Source organism: Intestinimonas butyriciproducens (assembly GCF_016901775.1).
Classification (GTDB): Bacteria; Bacillota; Clostridia; order Oscillospirales; family Butyricicoccaceae; genus Pseudobutyricicoccus.
Map to the genome: position 1 here is coordinate 51,885 of NZ_JACJKW010000015.1, position 20,389 is coordinate 72,273.

At 53.7% G+C, this 20,389-nt stretch carries 10 protein-coding genes; 7 read left to right on the forward strand and 3 right to left on the reverse strand.

The window, feature by feature from the left end:
- The first annotated feature begins 280 nt into the window (after window positions 1-280).
- From H6A25_RS09095 to H6A25_RS09125, 7 genes are read left to right on the forward strand one after another with little or no spacing between them, the layout of a single operon-like run.
- Window positions 281-3,580, forward strand: a complete 3,300-nt coding sequence (locus H6A25_RS09095) for a UvrD-helicase domain-containing protein (RefSeq protein WP_204751832.1) — start codon at window positions 281-283, stop codon at window positions 3,578-3,580.
- Window positions 3,580-6,546, forward strand: a complete 2,967-nt coding sequence (locus tag H6A25_RS09100) for a hypothetical protein (RefSeq protein WP_204751834.1) — start codon at window positions 3,580-3,582, stop codon at window positions 6,544-6,546. Before H6A25_RS09095 ends, H6A25_RS09100 begins: the two co-directional genes overlap by 1 nt.
- Window positions 6,543-9,785, forward strand: coding sequence for an SNF2-related protein (locus H6A25_RS09105; protein WP_204751836.1), 3,243 nt, complete (start codon window positions 6,543-6,545; stop codon window positions 9,783-9,785). The genes H6A25_RS09100 and H6A25_RS09105 overlap by 4 nt, the downstream gene beginning before the upstream one ends.
- Window positions 9,782-12,283, forward strand: a complete 2,502-nt coding sequence (locus H6A25_RS09110; protein WP_204751838.1) for a helicase-related protein — start codon at window positions 9,782-9,784, stop codon at window positions 12,281-12,283. Before H6A25_RS09105 ends, H6A25_RS09110 begins: the two co-directional genes overlap by 4 nt.
- Window positions 12,284-12,288: 5 nt before the next feature.
- Window positions 12,289-13,083 carry a hypothetical protein gene (locus H6A25_RS09115; protein WP_204751839.1) on the forward strand — a complete coding sequence of 265 codons (795 nt, stop codon included), beginning with the start codon at window positions 12,289-12,291 and terminating at the stop codon, window positions 13,081-13,083.
- Window positions 13,070-16,153: a hypothetical protein gene (locus tag H6A25_RS09120; protein WP_204751840.1), complete on the forward strand. Its 3,084-nt coding sequence runs from the start codon at window positions 13,070-13,072 to the stop codon at window positions 16,151-16,153. Before H6A25_RS09115 ends, H6A25_RS09120 begins: the two co-directional genes overlap by 14 nt.
- The gene (locus H6A25_RS09125) at window positions 16,147-16,812 is read left to right on the forward strand and encodes a hypothetical protein (RefSeq protein WP_204751841.1); all 666 of its coding nucleotides are present in this window, start codon (window positions 16,147-16,149) and stop codon (window positions 16,810-16,812) included. Before H6A25_RS09120 ends, H6A25_RS09125 begins: the two co-directional genes overlap by 7 nt.
- 66 nt (window positions 16,813-16,878) lie before the next feature.
- Here the strand turns inward: H6A25_RS09125 and H6A25_RS09130 are convergent, their stop codons facing one another.
- The 3 genes from H6A25_RS09130 to dndD are packed head-to-tail and all read right to left on the reverse strand — an operon-like array spanning window position 16,879 to window position 20,387.
- Entirely contained in the window at window positions 16,879-18,009 is a 1,131-nt protein-coding gene (locus H6A25_RS09130) for a cysteine desulfurase family protein (RefSeq protein WP_204751842.1), read from the reverse strand.
- A 3-nt stretch (window positions 18,010-18,012) separates the two neighbouring features.
- Complete coding sequence (dndE, locus tag H6A25_RS09135; RefSeq protein WP_204751843.1) at window positions 18,013-18,396, reverse strand: DNA sulfur modification protein DndE; 384 nt, start codon at window positions 18,394-18,396, stop codon at window positions 18,013-18,015.
- Complete coding sequence (gene dndD / locus H6A25_RS09140; RefSeq protein WP_204751844.1) at window positions 18,393-20,387, reverse strand: DNA sulfur modification protein DndD; 1,995 nt, start codon at window positions 20,385-20,387, stop codon at window positions 18,393-18,395. Before dndD ends, dndE begins: the two co-directional genes overlap by 4 nt.
- Between the last annotated feature and the right edge of the window lie 2 nt (window positions 20,388-20,389).

A 20,389-nucleotide genomic window follows, 5' to 3' on the forward strand; every position in this document is an offset into this window, starting at 1 on the left:
GCGTCAACCATATTGTGCTATTGGGTGCGAGAGAGTTTAATTTTTAGAAACAGAAAGAATAGGTAATTTATAAAAAACGACAGATGGCAAAGAGTTTTATTAGACTTGGCGGGCAGAGCGTCTGAAGGGATGATCCGAATTATGAGTAAAACTATTTATTTGAGTTGAGATGAGGCTGTGGTTGTTGTCGTTTTTTGTTATTTATGGTACCATATTCTTGTATCGGCCTTAGCAGGGTTTGTGACTTTCAGACAAATGGGCGAAGCGAGGATGTGACAAAATGGCACATTTTATTGGGTCTGATCCTCATACGGATAATTGGGGAGAAGATTATGTCATTGAGAAATGCGTGGAGTATCTGGACGACTCCTGCATCATTTATCGCAATAGAGAGGTTTTCGGCACGCAGTTTGATGTGTGCATTTTGCTTCCTGATCAGGGGATTGCCGTGATCGAGGTCAAGGCCTGGCGGCCGCAAACCATTCAGCGGGTGGAAAATGGAGACAGAATCGTCATCCGGACTTCTTCCGGAGGGGAAGAGGGTGCAAGTCCCACGAAGCAGGCCCGGGGATATGTGTTTTCATTGCGCAATCGAATCCGTCAGAAAACGGGAAAGACGCCATTTATCTTTCCTCTGGTTTGTTTTCCCCAGCTGACAGCGGAGGAATATCAGAATAAGCATCTGGAATCTGTTTGTGAACCGGAGACCACACTGCTGAAAGACGACTTTGTCAACAAAGCCGCTTTGTATCGGAAAATGAACCTGGCCATGGGCAATGGCCAGAGGAGCCTTTCCCATTGCAATCCATTGGACAAGCAGCTCATGCTTCAGGTGCGGCAGATTTTTGAGTCGGAATTGGATCTGAGCAGCCTGGATGAAGACAAAAAAGAAGAGATGGTGCGCACCGTCCCGCTGGAAAGGGATACCATATACTCACTTTTTTATTTTTTCCAAAAAGGCGAGCATCCCTCCCAGGAACAGATCCGACAGATTGTGCAATACTATCTGGATGGAACGAAGATCACCGCTGTTGTACGGGATAGGGCTTTAATGGAACAACTGGTGCAGGCGATCGCAGGGGCCCTGACGCAACGGGGGCTTACAGCCTGGGGAGAAAATCTGAAGCTGTGTCTGGAAGAAGAAAAAACGGAAAAAATTTCCTCGCAATCAGAATATCGTATCTTTAACTGTCTGATCGGCCTGGCCGATGATGGGCTCAGCGGAGATATTCCGTCTTTTTGTGTGGCCGATGGCAAGACAGAAGGGGAAGAGGAAAACCGGCGTCTCCATGAGATCGGCCAGCACAGCGCCTTTAACTGGGAGCAATACCAAATAGAGCACGCAGAAGCATCGAAAAATATTCTGATCCGGGCCGGCGCCGGTACCGGAAAAACATATACCATGATTTCCCGCATCGGTTTTCTTTGTCGGACACAAAGCTGCAATGTGCAGGAGATGGCCAATCGCATTGTGATGATCACCTTTACCAACGATGCGGCCAATCAGATGAAGGAGAAAATCAAGCAATATTTCAACAACTTCTATCTGCTCACCGGCAATGTAAATTATTTGCAATTTATGGGCTTGATCGACAATATGCGCATCAGCACCATTCATTCCTATGGCAAATACCTGATTTCCCTGTTGGGGATGGAGCTGGGGTATGGTGCGGAACTCCATGTCACATCGGGGGAGTACATCAGAAAGCAGATTGTGGAAGAAAAGCTGGACCAATACCTGGAAGAAAAGGTAAGACAGCATGGTGACAACTACACAGCCAAACTGGGCCAGCCGGTGTATGCCATACAGAATAATATTCTGGAGTTTATTAACCATCTTCACAATCAAAGCGTGGATGTGCAGAATGTGGATGCATCTAGCTTTGGCGAGCTGGATGGTCAGCTGGGCTGGGATGGCGCAAAGGAACTGCACCAGCTGTTTGCATCCTTGGTTCCCGATGTGGAGAAGGCCTATTCGGCGCAGCTGCTCAAAGAAAATCAGATCCATCTGAGCACCATGATGTCGGTGCTGAAGCGATGCATTCAGAATCCGGACAATGTGGAGCGGCTGCGGAAGATGCAGACCGGCACACCCCAGTTTATGTTTGTGGATGAGTTTCAAGATACTGACGATGTGCAGATCGAAACACTAAAATCCATTGCACAGCTGCTGCAATATAAATTGTTTGTGGTGGGTGATATCAAACAATGCATCTACCGGTTCCGAGGTGCAAAGGAAAAGGCCTTTGATCAGCTGCATATTGAAGAAACAACAGATCAATGGCTGACATTCTCTCTCACCAAAAACTTCAGAACCGACATAGGCCTTTTGGAATTATTTGATAAATCCTTTTCGCAGTGGGGGATCACAGAAGGGGAGAAGGACCCGCTGCTTGTTTATGATCCGCAGGAGGACAAGCTGGTCGGAACCAGGTCCTTTAATGAGGACTGCTCTGGTTCTAAGTTTTACAAGGCAATTCATGTGAGTGAAGAGCGATACCTGATGGGGTCGTTGTTTGAAGAAGTGAAGCGGCAGATTCGCCGCATAGAATGTGAAGAGCAGAATGGCCGTACATTGAGCCGCAAAGAAAAGGAAATTACCATTCTGGTGCGTGAAAACTGGCAGGCCGATGCCATCCGTCAGGAAGCCAAACGGCGGAAGCTACCTTTTGAAGTCATAACCAATACCGGCGGGGATCTCTACCGCACCGAGCCGGCGCTGGATATGCTGACCCTGGCCAATGCGCTGCTTCACTATGATGAAGCGGATTATCTTTATACATTGGTGGCTTCCAACTTTATTGGCGGCGGGGCCAGCAAGGCCTATCTGTATCATCTTCGCCAGAAGCAGAAGGGCGGCTGGCGTCAGCGGAACAAAGTGACCGACACCGATCAGGCCAAGGCGCTGCAGCGCCTGATTGATGGGAAGTGGGGCGATCAGGAATTTAGCTGGAATAAAGTGGTGCGCAGTTTGCGTATCCAGCCGGTGATGCAGGTGATGCGCACGATCTATTCCTCCCTGAAACCATGGGTTTCCTATGGGGGAGAGAACCAATGGAAGCAAGATTATTACCGCCAGAATGTAGACCTTTTGTTTGAGCAGCTGATGACAGCCTGCAACCTGGATGTGCTGACCATCAACTCGCTGGCGGATATTCTGCTGAGTAACATCCGCTCCTGCAAGAATGTGGACAGCCGCAATCCCACCTACAATCCGGAAGAAAATCCCATTGTTGTGCGAAGCATCACGGTGCATAAGGCCAAGGGATTGGAGTATGGTTCTGTGATTTTGCCCTATTGCTGGAATGCCATCAACCGGCCGAAAAATGCCAATCTGCATATCAGCACATCCCTGGAGGATGGGCATTACCGCATCGGATACCAGATCCGGACAGTGGAAAAGCAAACCTATCAGAACAGTTTTTTTGATATGGTCACAGAGGCAGAAGAGCGGCAGCGGGAAGAAATGCGCATTCTTTATGTGGCAATGACCCGGGCCATACGGTCCTTTTCGTGGCTGATAGTGGACAACAAAAACACAGTAAGCTGGCAAAGCATGATTTGGGAGGGGGAAGTATAATGTCCTATAAAATTTATACATATACCGATCCCTACCGGCTACACGAGACAGATTTCTGGGAGGAGATTCAGGCCATCCCTCATCTGTGCTCATCCCGTACTCTGGTCAATGGCCTGGTGGATGTGATGCAGGACAGCATCCACTGCTTGATCTGTCCATTGGATGAGATCATTGGCGACAAAAGGGTATTCCGCTCCTGGACAAGAAATATCACAGGCCAGATCCAACAGTATGGATATCTGACCAGTGTGTATGCACAACTGCCTGAAAACGATAAGACCGGTGAATTTGACGATGCCTTTCTGTCGGCGCTGAAGCACAATAAAAATTCCATGCTGGAAGCCATCCGCCTTTTTGTGGAATTGGATATTCCTGCGGCGTCGCTGCATCCGGAGGCGGCCAACAAGGAACAACGGCTGTTCATCCAGCTTCTGAGGGGGATACAGGAAGAAAAGAATCCGTTGTTTGCTTTTCCGGCCCCGCCCACCATTCCGGTGATGAAACAGGTGATTCGGGACAAAGCCGCCCAGGAAAAAGAGGATTTTCAAAACAGAAACCAGGAAAGCTCCAGACGAAATCAGGAATTTTACCGCAAACGGCTGGCCATGTATGACAGAGGCATTGCTGCGGCGGAAAAGTGGAGCGGAGAAAAACTTGTCATCCATGGGGTGCATCAGTTTTCTCCCATACAACTGCGGTTTATCATAGCTCTGGAGCAGCAAGGCACAGAGATCATTTTTCTGCACAATTTCCAGGAAGAGTTTCCAGCGATGTATTCTTCCTGGAATTATATCTACCAATATTTTGGAGCGGAAACCCACGCAGACCAGAACATCAAGACCTATCGGGTGCCGGGCCAGCTGCCCAGACCGGGACACGCCTTGGCCGAAGCCATGGGCCTGATGTGTGAAGATGGCGCAAACCGTCTTAATCCCCGCTTCAAAGCAAACTTTGCCCTATACCGGGACATGAAGGTGAAGTTCTTTGAAAATGTGTCGGAATATGCGGGGTACATTTCAGATCGGGTGGAGGAAGCCAAAGAGCGTATAGAAAATGAGCGGTATCTGTATGAGCGGCCGCAGAAAAAGATGGGGACGGCAGCGGTGCTCAGCCGGATGAACGAGCTGATCTACACGGCCAACAAGGATGTAGAGGAACTGCTGCAGATTTATTATCCGGAATATTCCAGAAACCGTCATTTTCTCTCCTACCCCATTGGCCAGTTTTTTTCGGCGCTGTACCGTTTGTGGGACTGGGAAGCAGGAGAAATCCGTATTGAATACAGGGATATCCGGGAGTGTCTGAATTCCGGCATTCTGGCTAAATACCAGGCGGCAGAGCTGCTGAAAACAGCTATGAATTTAGAGCCCCTCTTCGCCAATGTGGCCACCTATTCCCAGCTGATGGAGCGTTTGCACAAGGATTATTTACCTCAGTATCAGGAGGTTCGGAGGGCCGTTGCAGGCTCCAATGCCTTTCCCTTTCGGCGCATGACTATTTACCAGGAGTACAAGGTTAGTCAGAAAAATATTACCGATCTGATGGGGGCTATCCAGTCCATCAATAAGATCGCCTGCGATTTGTTTCGCTCAGACGATCAGCAAATCAGTTCCCACTACCTGTCTTTTCGGAAGCACTTCTGCAATTTGGAGAAGTTTTTGAAAGAACGGCAGGACGATCTGGCCAATGAGGAAGAGCGGGATCTGATTACAAAACTGCTGGTGCGGTTTGAAGAGGTGCAGCTGACTTCCGAATCCAATAAGATGCAGGGTACCTTTGAGGATTTGCGGAATGGAATTTACTTTTTCCTGAAACAAAAGGAACAGCCCGATCCCAACTGGTTGGTGAAAAACTTCGAGCAGATCGACGGCGATATCCTGAGCAGCAAGAAACAAAACCGGCCGGGGCAGAACAAGATCTACCACTTTGCCTGCGTCTCCGACCGGGATATGAACCAATCGGTCAACGATTTGCTGCCCTGGCCCCTTTCTGAGCGCTTTATTGAAACGGCCTATACCCCCATTGATCTGCAATTTCAGGTGTATTATGCGGCCCTTTGCGAAAGGAGCTCATTTCTTCGCTATTGTCTTTTTTATGGGCTGTATTACAACCAATGCGATTCCTGCATCAGCTATGTGCGGCAGTACGGGGATGAAACCACCGAAGAATACCATCTGCTCCGGCTTTTGGGGGTGGGGGAGCAGGCGATCTCCCTGGCGGTGTCCCAGGATGACAACGCCCTGGTCTGCGCTCTGGAGGGGAAGAACATCACCACCATGCAGTATGACCAATATCAGATGATGGCCATGTTCCTGTGCCCATACAAGTACCTGCTGGATTATGTCCTCAACCCTCAGCCCGGTGTATCCAACCTGTTTTTGTACGGGCGGCTGTTTGAGAATGTGCTGGTGGCCAATGTGTGGAAGCGGCTGGCCGGGTTTACAATAGAACAGGCGGCCCGGCAGTATTACAGGGTGGTGAAGCAGGAAGCGGACAAAATAAAACGCTTTTTCCCCTTCTGGCGCAACCGTAATTCGGAATTTTCCGATCTGATCCGCAGAGCGGACAATTATTTCAAAAATCGGGTAATTACACCGGAGAGCCAGCACAACAGGCAGCAGCCTGTTCGGGAATACAGTGAAAGTCATATGAAAATGCGGCAGATCTTTGGAAAGGCCCGTTTTGATGTGGAAAACAATGGGTTAGCGGAAGCTCTCCGGCCAAAGGCTTTTGAAAGCCTGGTGCAGCAGGAAGGGGAGAAGAGGATCTATTCTCTTCATAAGCTGCCCAAGGCCCAGGCGAAAAATCAGGAACCCATGCGGCAGGCGCTGCTCCAGGCCACGATGGATTACCTCAACCAATCCAGCACGCCGGAACAGCGGGTGGGGCCGTGGTGTTATAACTGCGGGAACAGGGATATTTGCCTGTATTCCTATGCTCCCGAGGCATTTAGCGAGGTGGAATGACTGTGGTTTGCGGCCAGTATGTACGATGCCCCGTTTTATTTGAGGAAAAAGACGAAAAATTTCCTAGAAATTTTATCCTGGCCAAGGTCATCGGGGTCAACGACCTTTCGGAAACGGTGACGGTAAAAATCCATGACCTTTGCGGGACCAGAAAGCTCTATGAGCACATCTTTGCAAAAGGGGATACACCGGAGTTTCCCCATGGCAGCGTGGCCCGTTGCCATGGCTGCAAAGGGGCCAGGGTGATGACGCCCGACGGCTGGGGCAAGATCCTGACGGCCAACCCCCATCAGCCGGAGGATGTGTATTTTTCCTATTATGTCACCCTCTACAATGGCGAGATCCGGCGATACACCGAAGACGCACTGGAGATCGAATACACATCCTGCGATCATTCACCCCTGGAGCAGATGATCCACTATGAATTTCAGAACCCCAGCTGGTATGCACAGCGCTTGCGGGTGAGTGAAAATATGCACATGGTAAATAATGCCATCTATGGGTTTGATGTGATCTCCGGATGCAGGGTGTTTTTGATGGAGCATCAGATCACCACCGTGGCCAGAGCATTGGAAGCAAGGCCTGTGAGGTATATGCTGGCCGATGAAGTTGGATTGGGCAAAACCATCGAGGCCTGTTCCATTATCAAGGTGATGACCAGCGAAAATGCCGGTTTGCGGGTGCTTTATGTGGTTCCCCGCACTCTGCTGCGGCAATGGCAGGTGGAGCTGAAATACAAGTACAATCTGTATGCCCAGGACGATATGGCGCTGATCTCCATGGCCAGCCAGTTTATTGTGGCTTTGGAGGACCTGGGGCCTCAGCACCAGGCCTTGCAGGAGGATTGGGATCTATTGCTGGTGGATGAGACCCATCGGCTGCTTTCCATGCCGGACAAATACAGCCAAGTGTTTTCCATCAGCAAAAAGACGGAACATGTGCTGCTGCTCAGCGCAACGCCCATACAGGACCGGAAGGAAGAGTACCTGAATCTATTGAAACTTTTGCTGCCGGACCAGTACGAAACCATGGAGTTGTCCCGGTTTTCCAAGCTGCTGAACAACCAGGAAAAGATCCAGCGCCGGGTCAATCGGGTGATGCGGAACATCCATGATTTTGATGACCCGGACCGCCGGGAGGAGATCTTTGCCCTGCTGGAAGAGCTGGCGGAGATACTGGATGACAAATACCTTCATCGGCGACTGGCCCAGGTGGACAAGGAGGGCGAGGACAAGGGTCTGGAGACGGTGCAGCAGTGCGTGTCGTACATCACGGAAAATTACCGTGTGCAGCGAAAGGTCATCCGGAACCGCCGCAGCAGTCTGGGCCTGGCCATCGGGCAGCGGAAGCTGCATGCGCTGTCTTATGCTCCCTGTTCCAACGAGGAAAACTACGGGGAGATCGATGTTTACCATATTCTGCTACAATCTCTGGCCGACCGGTGCGACGATGCAGAGGATGTGGTCACCACGGTGCAGCCATTGCTGATGGCCATGTTCAGTTCCCCCTGGGCCTTGCTCCGGGAGCTGAGACGGCAGGGAATCCAGGACCAGGCGCTGCTGGAAAGCGTGGAGCTGTGGGTGCAGCAGGCTGAGGACGAAATCCGCATGGCCGATGAATACCTGGACGAGCGGCCCGATGAGATCAAGAGCCGGCTGCTGCGGGCGGTGGACTACATCGAGCAGGAAATCGATGTGGGCGATGATGAGCCGAGAAAAATCGTGGTGTTTACCCGCTTCCCGGAGACCCATGAGAAATTCCTGGAGCTTCTGAAGATGCGCCATTTGCAGGCGGTGGCTTTTTGCCAGGGAATGTCCACAGAGGAACTGGAAGAAAGTGTGTATCAGTTCCAGAATGATCCCCAGTGCAAAATCATCGTTTGCGACGAAAGCGGCGGCGAAGGCCGGAATTTCCAGAACGCCGACTGGATCATCCACCTGGATCTGCCCTGGACGGCCAACGCCATTGAGCAGAGGATCGGGCGTCTGGACCGCCTGGGGCGGGACGAAGGGCACATGGTGGTTCATTCGGTGGTTCTGTTTGCAGAGGAGACCATGGAAAGCCAGCTGTTCCAGGTGTGGGACCGGGGCATGGGGCTTTTTGAGGAATCCCTGAGTGGGATGGAGATCATCACCGGAGAGCTGAACGAAGCCATTGCAGAGGCCATGGCCGACGATCTGCACAACGGCCTGAGCCATGCGCTGGAGGACATCATAGAGATCACAGAGGACGCCAGGGATGCTGTGGAAGAGGAACAGCTTTACGATTCCGGCGCGCAGATCTATAAACCGCTGGGAATGGCGGTGAACCATATGCTGAAGCTGTACCAGAGCGGCGAGGGAAATCCCTTCCAGGTGTCCATGCTGCAATGGGCCACCCAAGCAGGACTTGTGCCGGAAAAGAACGATGAAAGCGGAAAGCTGATTCGCTTTAATGAGAGCCATTTCCGCCCTCATGCGGCCATGCAGGCCCTGCTGGTGCCCCCCAGCTGGAAAAGATACCGGAACACTCCCAGTATGCGGCGCTCCCATGGGATCCTGGGCACTTTTGACCGGGCCACGGCCATTCAAAGGGAGGATCTGCTGTTTTTTGCCCCAGGTGATTCGGTTTTTGACAGCATTGTGTGGAATGCATCCCACAACGGCCGCGGGCGCTGCTGCGCCTTTATCGCCCAGGGGACTTTTGACTATGCCGGGTTTGTTTTTACCTACAACATCGGCCCCAACATTCCCTTTTTGCTGGATCATCGTGTGCCGCTGCCGCTGCTGTCCCAGTTCGGGGTCTATTTGCCGGCCCATCAGATCCGGGTCTTTTTGCCATTGCGGCGTGAGTATGAGCAGGTTCCGGAAGACACCCTGAATGCCTTTTTGGGGGAAAGCTATCGTGTGCGCAAAGCGGTGCATCTGGGGGCGCGGGCCGGGGAGGAGGGTACTTCCCGCATAGAACAGTTCATCCAGCACAATCCCTTTGACGAGTGGAGCGCATTGATCCACAGAGCGTCCAAAATGGCATACAAACGGGCCATGGAAAAATGCAAAGAAGAGGCCGACCTGGTGACGGCCAAAAAAGAGATCATCCGCGTGGTCAATGGATACGAAGCGGAGTATATCTATGCCGGAAAAGATCTGAAGCAGCTGGAAGAGATCAAGGATCACTACCGTGCTATCCTGCGCTCTCTGGAGCGGCCGGCTGTTTCCCTGGATTCCATTTGCTATATGAAGGTGGTAAACCGCTTGTGAGTTACATTGAATTGTTTTCCGATTACGCCCGGGGAAAGGAACCGGCCAGCGGGGCAGAAGGCCGGATAGGGGAAGAGTATGCCCGGCTTCTGGGGGAGGGAAAGGTCAGCGAGGCCACCCGGGCCCAGCTTTGCCTGACCTTTTTCACCCGGTACCGGCAGTACAACAGCGGGGCCATTTCGCGCCAGGATCTGCTGCTGTTTCTCCGGGATTTCATCCTTTTCGTGGGCCGTTTTCCCATGCCAGCCCCGATGGAGGCCATCATCCGACAAAGCGGAACCGAGTACGGGTTGAGCATTGCAGCAGACGGCTGTGCCGATGCCGCTGACATTCTTCCGGAATGGTTTCCCAACCCCGATTTTGTGCATCAGGTGTACGGGCTGGACGACAGCGGGATGGAGCGCCCCGCCCCGGCCGTAGGGGACGGCATCCTGCGGCGTCACAGCCGCTTCGCCCAATACCGCTCCATCGAGCAGAAGATCGCCGCGCATGCGGCAGTGAATCTTCCAGAAGATGCCACTCTGATGGTGTCGCTGCCCACAGGCGGCGGCAAAAGTCTGATTACACAGATGGTGTCGGCGGTGTCCCATGGGCTGACGATGGTCATGGTTCCCACCGTGGCGCTGATTTCCGACCAGTATATGCAGGCGTGTAGCTGTATGATAGAGGAATTCCAGGAGCATATTTTCTGCTATCGGGGCGATACAGGCCCGCGGGAAGCGGAAAAGATGCTGGGGGAGATCCGAAGCCGAAAGGCGCGGCTGATCTTCACCTCTCCTGAGGCGCTGCTGAAAAATCAGGCGCTAAATCAGGCCCTGCGGAAAGCGGCCCAGGAGAAATACCTTTGCAATGTGGTCATTGACGAGGCCCATATCGTGCCCGACTGGGGGACCCATTTCAGACCGGATTTCCAGATCTTTTCCGTGGTGCTGCGAGAGCTGCGGGAGCTGTCCGGCCACAGCATCCGCACCTATCTGCTGTCGGCCACCCTCTCCCAGGATGTGGTCCAGGTCCTGTTCGATCTCTTCGGGCAGGAGGGGAAGAATGTGGCGTATCGGTGCGACACCCTGCGCAAAGAGCCGCGTTTTGTGTTCAGCGAATGCCGGGATTACCGTCTGCGGGAAAGCCGAGGGATGGAACTGGTGAAAACCCTTCCCAAACCCCTGATTCTGTATGTGATCGAGCCGGAGGAAGCAGAACGGCTGAAAAAGAAATTCGTGCAGCAGGGATACAAGAACATCCAGACTTTCACAGGGGATACCCCCAAAAAACAGCGGGAGCATCTGCTGAAAGCGTGGAAGGACAATCAGATCGATGTGATGATCGCCACTTCGGCTTTCGGCATGGGAGTGGATAAGCCCAATGTGCGCACCATTGTCCACCGGTGCGTCCCGGAAAATTTGAGCCGGTTTTATCAGGAGGTGGGGCGGTCCGGGCGGGACGGCCTGCCTGCTCTCAGTGTGCTGCTGCCCTACATGGGCAAAGACGGGCAAAAAAGCGATCTGGATACGGCATTTGGTCTTGTGAACAAAAGCATTCTGGGCGTGGATAAATTGCTGGTGCGTTGGTACAGCATGGTGCAAAATCCCAGCACCTACCTGGAAGGGGACCGGATGATCGTGGATCTCAGCACGGTGCCCACTTCCTTCTCCCCGGAGGATGCCCAGTACGCCGGGGTGCGGAACATGATGTGGAATGTGAATGCTCTTCTCCTTTTGCATCGGGAGCATTACATTGACATTCAGGGGGCCCGGTTCATTCCGGAGAAAAACACCTATTCCTTTACTTGCCGGCTGCTGGATACAGAGACCCTGATGGAGGAAGAAAAGCTCCGCCAGGCTCTGGAGCCAGACCGGCAAAGGGAATACGATATGCGGGTCTATGGGTACCGGCAGATGGCCGACCTGGTGCACAAGCCCAGGGTCCGGTGCTGGGCCAGAAGGCTGACGGCGCTGTTTCCCCTGGCCGAGGAATTTTGCGGCGGCTGTCCTGTGCATCCCCGGAAGCCGGAAAACGAGGAGGACGACATCAAAATCCGGGAGGCCTTTCTCCTGGAATGGAGCGCCGCAGCCCCAAAGGCCCCCTTGCAAAAACTGTTTGGCAGCCTTCACGATGTGGTGGTTCCGGTTGAAAACTGGAACAGCGTGGATCTGAATGGGCTGGTGCGCCGGGCCAATGAATGGGGCATCGGCTGCGTGGTTTTGCCCCAGGTGCAGGGCGTTACGGCCCTTTGCGAATCCATGCTCCTGTCCGCTGATGAGTTTCTGGTGATCGGCCCTCTGGCGCCGTGGCTCTTTCAAAAGGGCGTTCTGATTTTGTTTGATGAGGATGTAGGCCGGAACAACCGCCTTTTCCAGGTGAGCCATACGAGGGCATTTTCCTCAATCCATAAAATCCTTCTGGCCCGGGAGGATATGATGATTTATTCACAGATGCGGCCGCTCAATGAGTTCCTGGACTGCAATTATGGAACTTTGGCGCAATTCCAGAAGGAGTAGTTGATATGTTCAAAAAACATTACGACCGGATGCGGCCCGGGGCCACGCCGGAAAGAGTGCTGGCCATAGCGCGTATGATCCGGCAAAAGCCTATGGGTCAGATGGAAGTGGCAAAATTGTGTGAATTGAGAGACGATGTATCTGCTGCATCGGAAGGCATCCGCTATACCCTAGCCGCGGCCGAGGAATTGGGGCTGATCGAAAACCGGGAAGGGAAGTACCACTTTGTGGCAGAGGATCAGGCCGTTGCATCCCCCTCCGCCTTCCGCCGGTATGTATCCCCCAGAGTGTTCTCCAAAGGGGACACCACCTTTTTCAAAACAACAGAGTGGTTTGTATCCTCCAACAAGGCGGTTCTGCCGCTGAACACCTTTGCCACCGTTGCGGCGGAGATCGTCAAGTCGGGCCTTTCTCATGTGGACGAAAACGATGTGCTTGGCTGGCGTTTCTGGATCCGCTTTCTGGGGCTGGGCTACCAGTACGAAAAGACCCTAATCCCCAATCTGTGCATCCGTTTGCAGGATGCCATGCACAATATCCCGGTGGGGACGGAAATGAGCGGGACGGAGTTTCTGACCTGGCTGAAAACCAATGTGCCCGAGGCGGCCTCCTCCTGCACCCAGGCCGGGCTGTGTCTCGCTGTGTCCAATGGACTGCGCACCTTGCACGATCTGGGAAAAATCCAGATCGTTTCGGCAAACGATGCGGAAAAGGTTTATCTGTACCCGCTGCCCGGCGTGCGGATGAACGATTTTTCCGCGATCCTTGTAAAGGAGGCCCTGTGGGATGAATTGGATTGAGCTGACCCACCGAATGGAGCGGTCTGTGATCAAAAAGGACAGCACAGCCGCAGACAGCCAATATTTTATGGCCACCCATGTTCCCTTTCGGGATCTGGAGGTGATCGAATCCGGCGATATGGCCACAGAGCCTGCCCATCTGAGCGAAGAAGAAATCTACCGGAAATACATCCTGAACCGGGCCAACCGGCACCAGATGATCATTGTCCGAGGTCAGGCCGGTGCAGGCAAGTCCCATTTGATTTGCTGGCTGTATCACCGTCTGGTCAGTGATGCGGAAAACTACAACCCCGACAAAGAAAAAGTCATCTTTTTGCGCAGACTGGGCAACACCAGCCGGGGTGCGGTGCAGCAGATGCTGGACGCCGGGATGATCCGGGACGAAGAACTGAAAGAAAAATTCCAGAAGTTCGTCCAAGCCGGGGAGTCGCAGAGCGAAGAAGAGTTCAAGCAAACGATCTACAACGCCTTTGTCACAAAGGTGCAGACCGACCGCAGCAATGGGTTTTACCGCCCCGGCACCTGCAAGGACATTGCCAGCTTCCTGCAGGATCTGCGGGTGCAGAGCCACCTTATGGAGGAAAACGGCCCCGTCACCCGGTGTTATCGCATGATTACAGCCGGGGCCAATGCCGGGGAAATGGCCGATGGGATCTTTCTCCCCGGGGACTTTGCCTTTCCCAGGGAGATGGTCCGGGAGCTGAAAAGCAAGGCCGGGGAGGAAGCCCGGAGCTTTTATCTGGACGAGCTGCACAAGGACGAAGAGGCCATGGCCAAGCTGGCGGCCTATCTGAACCGTTTCACATCTTCCGTCATCCAGAGCTGCGCCAACATCACCAGCGAAAACGCACGGGATCTGTTTGTGGATTTGCGGAGACAGCTGCTGAAAGAAGGGAAGAACCTCACCATTCTCATCGAGGACTTCACCTCTTTCAGCATTGTGGACAGCGAGCTGATCACCGCCCTGGCCGTGGAAAATGGCGGCGGTTACAGCGATCTGTGCCGGGTGACTTCCATCATCGGCATCACCGACAGCTATTATAAATCCTTCCGGGACAACTTTACCGACCGGGTCAGCGAGCAGATCAATGTGATCGAGCAGTCTTTCAGCGACGAGCCATTTCTGCTGGAGATGGCGGCCCGGTATCTCAATGGGGTGTATTGCGAGCCGGAGCTCCTTGAGACCTGGTATCAGCAGGGGGCCCGGTCAGAGACCCTTCCCGCCGCCGGTTTCACACCGGCCCATCCGTGGGACAGCGTCCTGGTGGATGGCAAGGAAATGACGCTGTATCCCTTTACCAAACACAGCCTGATGGCCATGTTCCAGGGGCTGAAAGAAAAGAGCCCTCGCCATTATCTGGATTATGCTATCAAGCAGATGTTCCGGCAGTTTGCCATGGATATGGTGGACAAGGATTGGTCTTTCCCCACCATCCCCTCGTACATCACCCCGCCTTCCATGAACATCACCTATGCCAGCAGCGTGGAGGACAGCAATTTGCCCTCCCGGGACAAAGACCGTCTGAAAACCTTGCTGAGCACCTGGGGAGATGGGACTTCGGTCAGCAGCAATGGCTGCACCGGTTCCATTCCCAATGAGTTTCTGAAGGAAATCGGGCTGGGGGGATTCTCCGGTCTGGGTCAGACCCAGGGAGGGCAGCCGAAAAGCGGGGCAGGGGAAGCGCCCCAGGATGGGGTGCAGCCGGATCAGACAGAGGTCCGGCCTGTGCAGGCTCCCAGGGCCCGGTCCAAGGCAGAAGTGGAATATGACCGGTTTTGCGAAGATATCCAGGCGTGGTTTGAAAAAAAGACCAAGCCCAATTACGATGGCGACTACTTCAAGTGGGTGGGAAATTTCGTGGCCCAGGCCATTCCCTGGCAGGACGAAGGAATCCCGGCCCATTTTGTGGACCGCAGAAAAAACAGCGGCCAGTTTGTGATGATCGAAGGCTCTGAGAAGGAGATCGACCCGGCCGCCGCAGCGGTGTATCTGCCCAGGATACCGGAATCCCGGAATGTCCTCTATGGGCTGGCTACATTCAATCTTTATAAAAACTGGGATTTTCCCGATGGGGAATATTATCAGTATGTCCTCATTTCCTGGCTGGAAAAGAACAAGGCGGAGATCAAACGGCGGATCTATGGCCCCGTTACCGTGCAGGGAGAGCAGCCCTTTGTCACATGGTGTCTGGCCCTGGAATATTTGCAGCGGTGCCTTCGGGGAGCAGCGCTGGAGGGGGAGGGGGACACTCTGCTGAAAGCGCTGATGGGGCGGCAGCCGGAACACACCAAAGTGAAGCGATCCAACCCGGTCTGGGAACAGGCGGTGACTGGCTTGCAAAATACATCGGCTGCCTATGTCCAGGCCAACTCCCTGCTTTTGTCGGGGGCCAATACCACCATGGGAGTGATTGGCGACTCCGCACCCAGCACGGCCAAGATCTACCGGTACCATGAATTGTGCAACTCCCTTGCCCATCTTCAGAAAAAAGGATGGGATGTATCCGATGAATTGGGAGCGTATCAGAACTATAAGCTCTATGCCAATACGGTGAAGCTCCTGTCCGATCTGTATGGAAAAGTGGCCCGGGTGGCCCAGGAGGAGCAAAAGCTGGCGCAGGAGACGGTGGCCCAGCTGACCCGGATCGTGGGGGAACCTCCCACAGAGGATTCCTTGATGGATCTGGTGGGTGAGATCCAGCGCTTCTATGCCCAGTGCAGACAGTCCAATCAGGTGTATCGCCCCGAGCTGGAGATGCAGTTCAGCGGGGAACCGAAAGAGCTGGCCCACCGGATGATGATGCTGTTTGAAACGGTGAGGGAAGGGGCGAAGATCACAAATCCAATTGAGATCATTGCCTGTTTTTCCAGTGACCCTGTTGCTCAGCTGAAAGAGTACAGTTCTGGTTTACAGAAAATTGCAGAGTTTGCAGATGTGGTGAAGCGGCAATTCCAGAAGCTAGCCGGCAGCGACCAGACCGCGGTGGATACCGATACGGCAAGGGCTGTGATGGATGAACTGGATTACATTTTGGAAATCACGGAAAATCTGGAGGTGCGGCCATGCTGATGCGAAAATTACAAGAAGCCTGCGCCACCATGGCGGTAGCGTCCCGGCTCCGGGATGACAAGGCTGCGGTGGAGAAGCTGAATCTGGATCTGAAACATCTGAAGACGGCCGCCGATCAGCTGCAGGTGCTGGCTGAGATCATGCAGACCATGGAGACCTGCGGCATTGCACCGGCCGTTCTCACCCAGGAGCAGCGGGATACGCTGAACCAGTGCATCAGCACCTGCGGGGAAAAAACCGACAACAGCACCCTTTCGGAATCCGATGTGTCGGCTTTGAAAAGCGCGGCCAGTACATGCCGGATAGAGGCGGAACAGGTCTGGAAAACCAGCGAGTCCAAGCGGGTGGCCGATGGGGTATACAACTCTCTTTATTCGCTGAAAGGATTGCTGCCCGATCGGGCCGGCACGGAAAAGCTGCTGAAAAGGCTGGCGGAAAACAAGGATGCACTCCCCAAAAGCGGCAAGGGGATTGTCTATTTTGTCAATGATGTAAACCGGGGTCAGGATTTGCTCAACAGCCTGAATCTGGATCCGCAGATCGAAAATTTCCTGGTGAAAGCCCGGATGCACCAGGCCACCCTGTCAGATCTTAACGATCACATTCTGGAGTGGATCAAGAAGAATCATCTGACCAGCAAGCTGAAAATCCAGTTCTGACGCCTTTGAAAGGCACAAGAAAAGAGCACGGTGTTCTTTCGAAACACCGTGCTCTTTTTGGCTTTTTTATACGATCTGCCGGATGATGTCTGCGAATTTGGAAAAATCCACATCCGTGCTGCCGTCCCAGGAAAGGCGGATGGCTTCTGAGCGTCTTTTTTCGTCCAGACCCATGGCTTCCAGCACATAGCTCAGCTGGTGGCCGGCGGAATTGCAGGCCGAGCCGTTGGAAAAGGCAAAGTCGTCGCCCAGGCAGAGGAAGGCGGCCTCTGCATCCAGTCCGGCAAAGCTGATGTTGATGGTGGTGGGAATGCAATACTGGGGGTCGCCGTTGATCTGGTAGTCCATGCCCTGGATGGCCTGCATGAACTGCTCCTTGAGGGTGGCGCATTTTGCCATCATCCCATCGTGCTCTTCTTCGCTGAGGCGCAGGGCTTCGGCAAAACCGGCGATCAGAGCCACCGGAGTGGTGCCCGGACGGTAACCCCGCTCCTGGGGGCCGCCGTACATCAGCGGTTCAATGGGCGGGCGGCTGAAATCCTTTCCCCGTTTCAGAATGAAGGCGCCGATCCCTTGAGGGCCGCCGATCTTGTGGGCCGTCATGCTCATCATGTTGTACTGGGTGTGCCGGATCTCGTCATTCAGCTTTCCCAGGGCCTGGGTGGCGTCGATGTGGAAGAAGATGCCCTTTTCCTCCAGGATGGCCCCCAGCTCCTGCACCGGCTGGATGATGCCCGTCTCACTGTTGATGTACATGACGGAGACCAGCGCCGTGGTGTCCCGGATGCGGGACATCACATCCGAAACAGAAATGCGGCCATCGGGGCCGGAATTCACATAATCCACGGCAAAGCCCTGCTGCTCCAGGCGGCGCAGCGGTTCCAGAATGGCTTTGTGCTCCATGGAAGTGGTGATTATATGGGTTTTGCCGGTTTCTTTGGCCCACTTGGCCAGGCCTAAAATGGCCATGTTATTGCTTTCGGTGGAGCCGCTGGTGAAAATCAGCTCAGTGGGATCGATGTTCAGCAGGGAGGCCATCTGCCGGCGTTTTTCCTGGACAAAGGTCTGGGCCGCCGTTCCATAGCTGTGGGTGCGGCTGTCGGCATTGCCGATGATGTGGGTATAGGCCTGCACCATCACATCCAGCACTTCTTTCCGCAGCGGTGCAGTTGCATTGTAATCCAGATAGAGAGCCATGTTTTATTCCTCGCTTGGCAGAGAGTCCAGCAGATCCTGAATGTTCCGCAGGACATCCCGGGAGCTGTAATGGTTGATGCCCCGGTTGAGATGGAGACGGAAGTATTTCAGCAGCGTTTCGGGAGAATCGCCCAGGCCGTCCTGGAGGCACCGCTGCCGGATCACCGCTTCGTAGATCTCATGGTATTCACCGGCAAAGGTGATCCAGGACATCTCCACATTGCTGTCGGACTGGGGATCGACGCCGCCGGGAATGGATTCCTCATTCAATGACCAGCAAAGGGCCCAGCGGCACAGAATATTCCAGTTCTGGATTCCGGTTCTGGATTTGATGCGGATGAGCTTTTCCTTTTCCGGCTGGGAGAGCTTGAACTGTTTGCAGATCATTGCACATCACCTCCAAAATAACCGGGACGGATGGAGCTGCATTTTTCCATGTCGTCGTAGATCAGGGTATAGCTGTCGTTCACATAGGACTTGATGTCCTCCAGATATTGGCCATAGACCTCTTCGTCCGTGCTCAGGACGATAACCTGGGAGCTGGCATTGGGAAGATAGCGGTTGATGAAGTTGGTCCGGTGGGCCGAGTCCAGACGGGCCATGGGGGTGTCGATGATCACAGGCAATTTGTAGCCGGAGGTCAGGGCCAGGCCCCACAGAATGGAGATGGCAAACATCTGCTTTTCACCGGCCGATAGCTGATCCTTCAGCAGAAGGCCGCCGTCATAATCCCGCAAGGTGATGTCCAGTGTGGTGGGGTCGATGGAAATGGAGGTGATGATCGCCTGTTTCTGAGCCAGGTAGTGGAAACACTTTGCGATATTGGTCTCCAGTTTGTGGACTTTCTGTGCCTGCAAACGGGCGGTAAATTCCTGCATGATATCCAATGTGATGGTGGCATACTGGAGGATGCGGCTGTTGTCATCGTTGGCATCGGCCTGGGCGGCCATCTGAAGCAGTACCTTGTTGCGTGTGCTTTCGATGGCGGCCTGCTGGTTTTGCAGAGCATGCAGTTCTTCGTCGCATTTGGCAATGCTTTCTTCGTACCGGCCCTTCTGGGTTTCAAAATCTTTAATTGCATCCAGAAGCTCCACGGCCCCGGCCTGGTCTGTGCTGCTGTTGAGATGCACATCCAGCTGAAGAAGCAGGTTTTCATTGGTGTCCCGCTGCTCATGCAAGTGACGGGCCAGTGTGACGGCCTTGGTGTATTCCGTGTCGATGAACCGTTCGATGAGAGAAAGGGAGAGAGGGCTCAGCTCCACAGAATGCGCAGGGGTGTGGGGCGTGCGGTACTCCTGGAACTGGGACTGGATGATCTCTTTCAGCGTGGGGTAGAGCTTTGTGTGGCCGAATTCCGTTTCGCATCGGCGCATCAGGCCGTCATATAAGGCGGTGACAATGGGCTCGGCGTATTGTCTGGCCCGGTCCTGTTCCTGGGCTTTGGCGGCGTTGTAGGCACTGACCACCAGGGATTTGCAAAGGCAGAGGGGAGTGGCCGGCAGGGAGGCGGCGTTGATGGCCCGCAGTTTGTTTTCCGACTCCACTGCGCGGAGATGCTCTTTTTGCCGCTGGATCTCTACTTTGCTCAGACCCAGAGTGCCGCCTTTTTTCCAGAACTCCTGCTCGGTGGTTTCTAGTTTATCCAGCAGGTGTTCCAGCATGGGCACCAGTTCACTCCGGTGCGCCTTGACAGTGCGGATCCGGGTATCCAGTTCCTCCAGCCGGGCCGACAGCATGGCTAGCTCAGCCTGGCTTTTGCTGTCCTGAAAGGCCTTGAGAGAATCTGCCTTGTTTTTTGCGATTTTGGAGATGTGTGTGCAGAGGGATTCGATGGTGGTAACGCCCATCACAGATTTGATGGAATCCTTCACCTTGTCAAAGGCATCGTCGTCTGCAATCTGACTAATTTTTTCATTATCAAAAAAGAAAAATTTGGCAATTCCGAAGGGGATGAGTTCCTCCACATAATACTCCCAATTTTCCGACAGATACTCATCCGGAAAGCCGTTTTTCAGCACTTCCAGCTGGGTGTCGATCTTCTTTCCGTTTCTCTGCCAGGAGCGGGTGATGGAGATGGTGGAAGAAAAATCGTCGTCCAGTGCAAATTCCAGCGTGATGTAGGTCTTTTGATCGGGGGTGGATTTGTTGATGCGGTCCCGCAGAACGCTGGCGTAGGCTTCTTTTTTGCCTGTGATATATTCGGTGGCTTTCCGGCCGTAAAGGCAGAGAAAGACCGCATCCAGAATGGTGGTTTTGCCCCGGCCGTTCATGCCGCCCACCAGGGTGATATTACGGCGCCCGTTCTGGTTGTGCAGGGTGATGCAGTGACGGCCTTTGTAAATGCCGAAATTATGGAGAACAATCTTAGAAAAATACATTT

Excerpts from the sequence above, each read along its gene's own strand:
- H6A25_RS09095 (WP_204751832.1), top strand. The coding sequence starts at position 281 with ATGGCACATTTTATTGGGTCTGATCCTCATACGGATAATTGGGGAGAA.
- H6A25_RS09100 (WP_204751834.1), top strand. The coding sequence starts at position 3,580 with ATGTCCTATAAAATTTATACATATACCGATCCCTACCGGCTACACGAG.
- H6A25_RS09105 (WP_204751836.1), top strand. The coding sequence starts at position 6,543 with ATGACTGTGGTTTGCGGCCAGTATGTACGATGCCCCGTTTTATTTGAG.
- H6A25_RS09115 (WP_204751839.1), top strand. The coding sequence starts at position 12,289 with ATGTTCAAAAAACATTACGACCGGATGCGGCCCGGGGCCACGCCGGAA.
- H6A25_RS09120 (WP_204751840.1), top strand. The coding sequence starts at position 13,070 with ATGAATTGGATTGAGCTGACCCACCGAATGGAGCGGTCTGTGATCAAA.
- H6A25_RS09125 (WP_204751841.1), top strand. The coding sequence starts at position 16,147 with ATGCTGATGCGAAAATTACAAGAAGCCTGCGCCACCATGGCGGTAGCG.
- H6A25_RS09130 (WP_204751842.1), bottom strand. The coding sequence starts at position 18,009 with ATGGCTCTCTATCTGGATTACAATGCAACTGCACCGCTGCGGAAAGAA.
- dndE (WP_204751843.1), bottom strand. The coding sequence starts at position 18,396 with ATGATCTGCAAACAGTTCAAGCTCTCCCAGCCGGAAAAGGAAAAGCTC.
- dndD (WP_204751844.1), bottom strand. The coding sequence starts at position 20,387 with ATGTATTTTTCTAAGATTGTTCTCCATAATTTCGGCATTTACAAAGGC.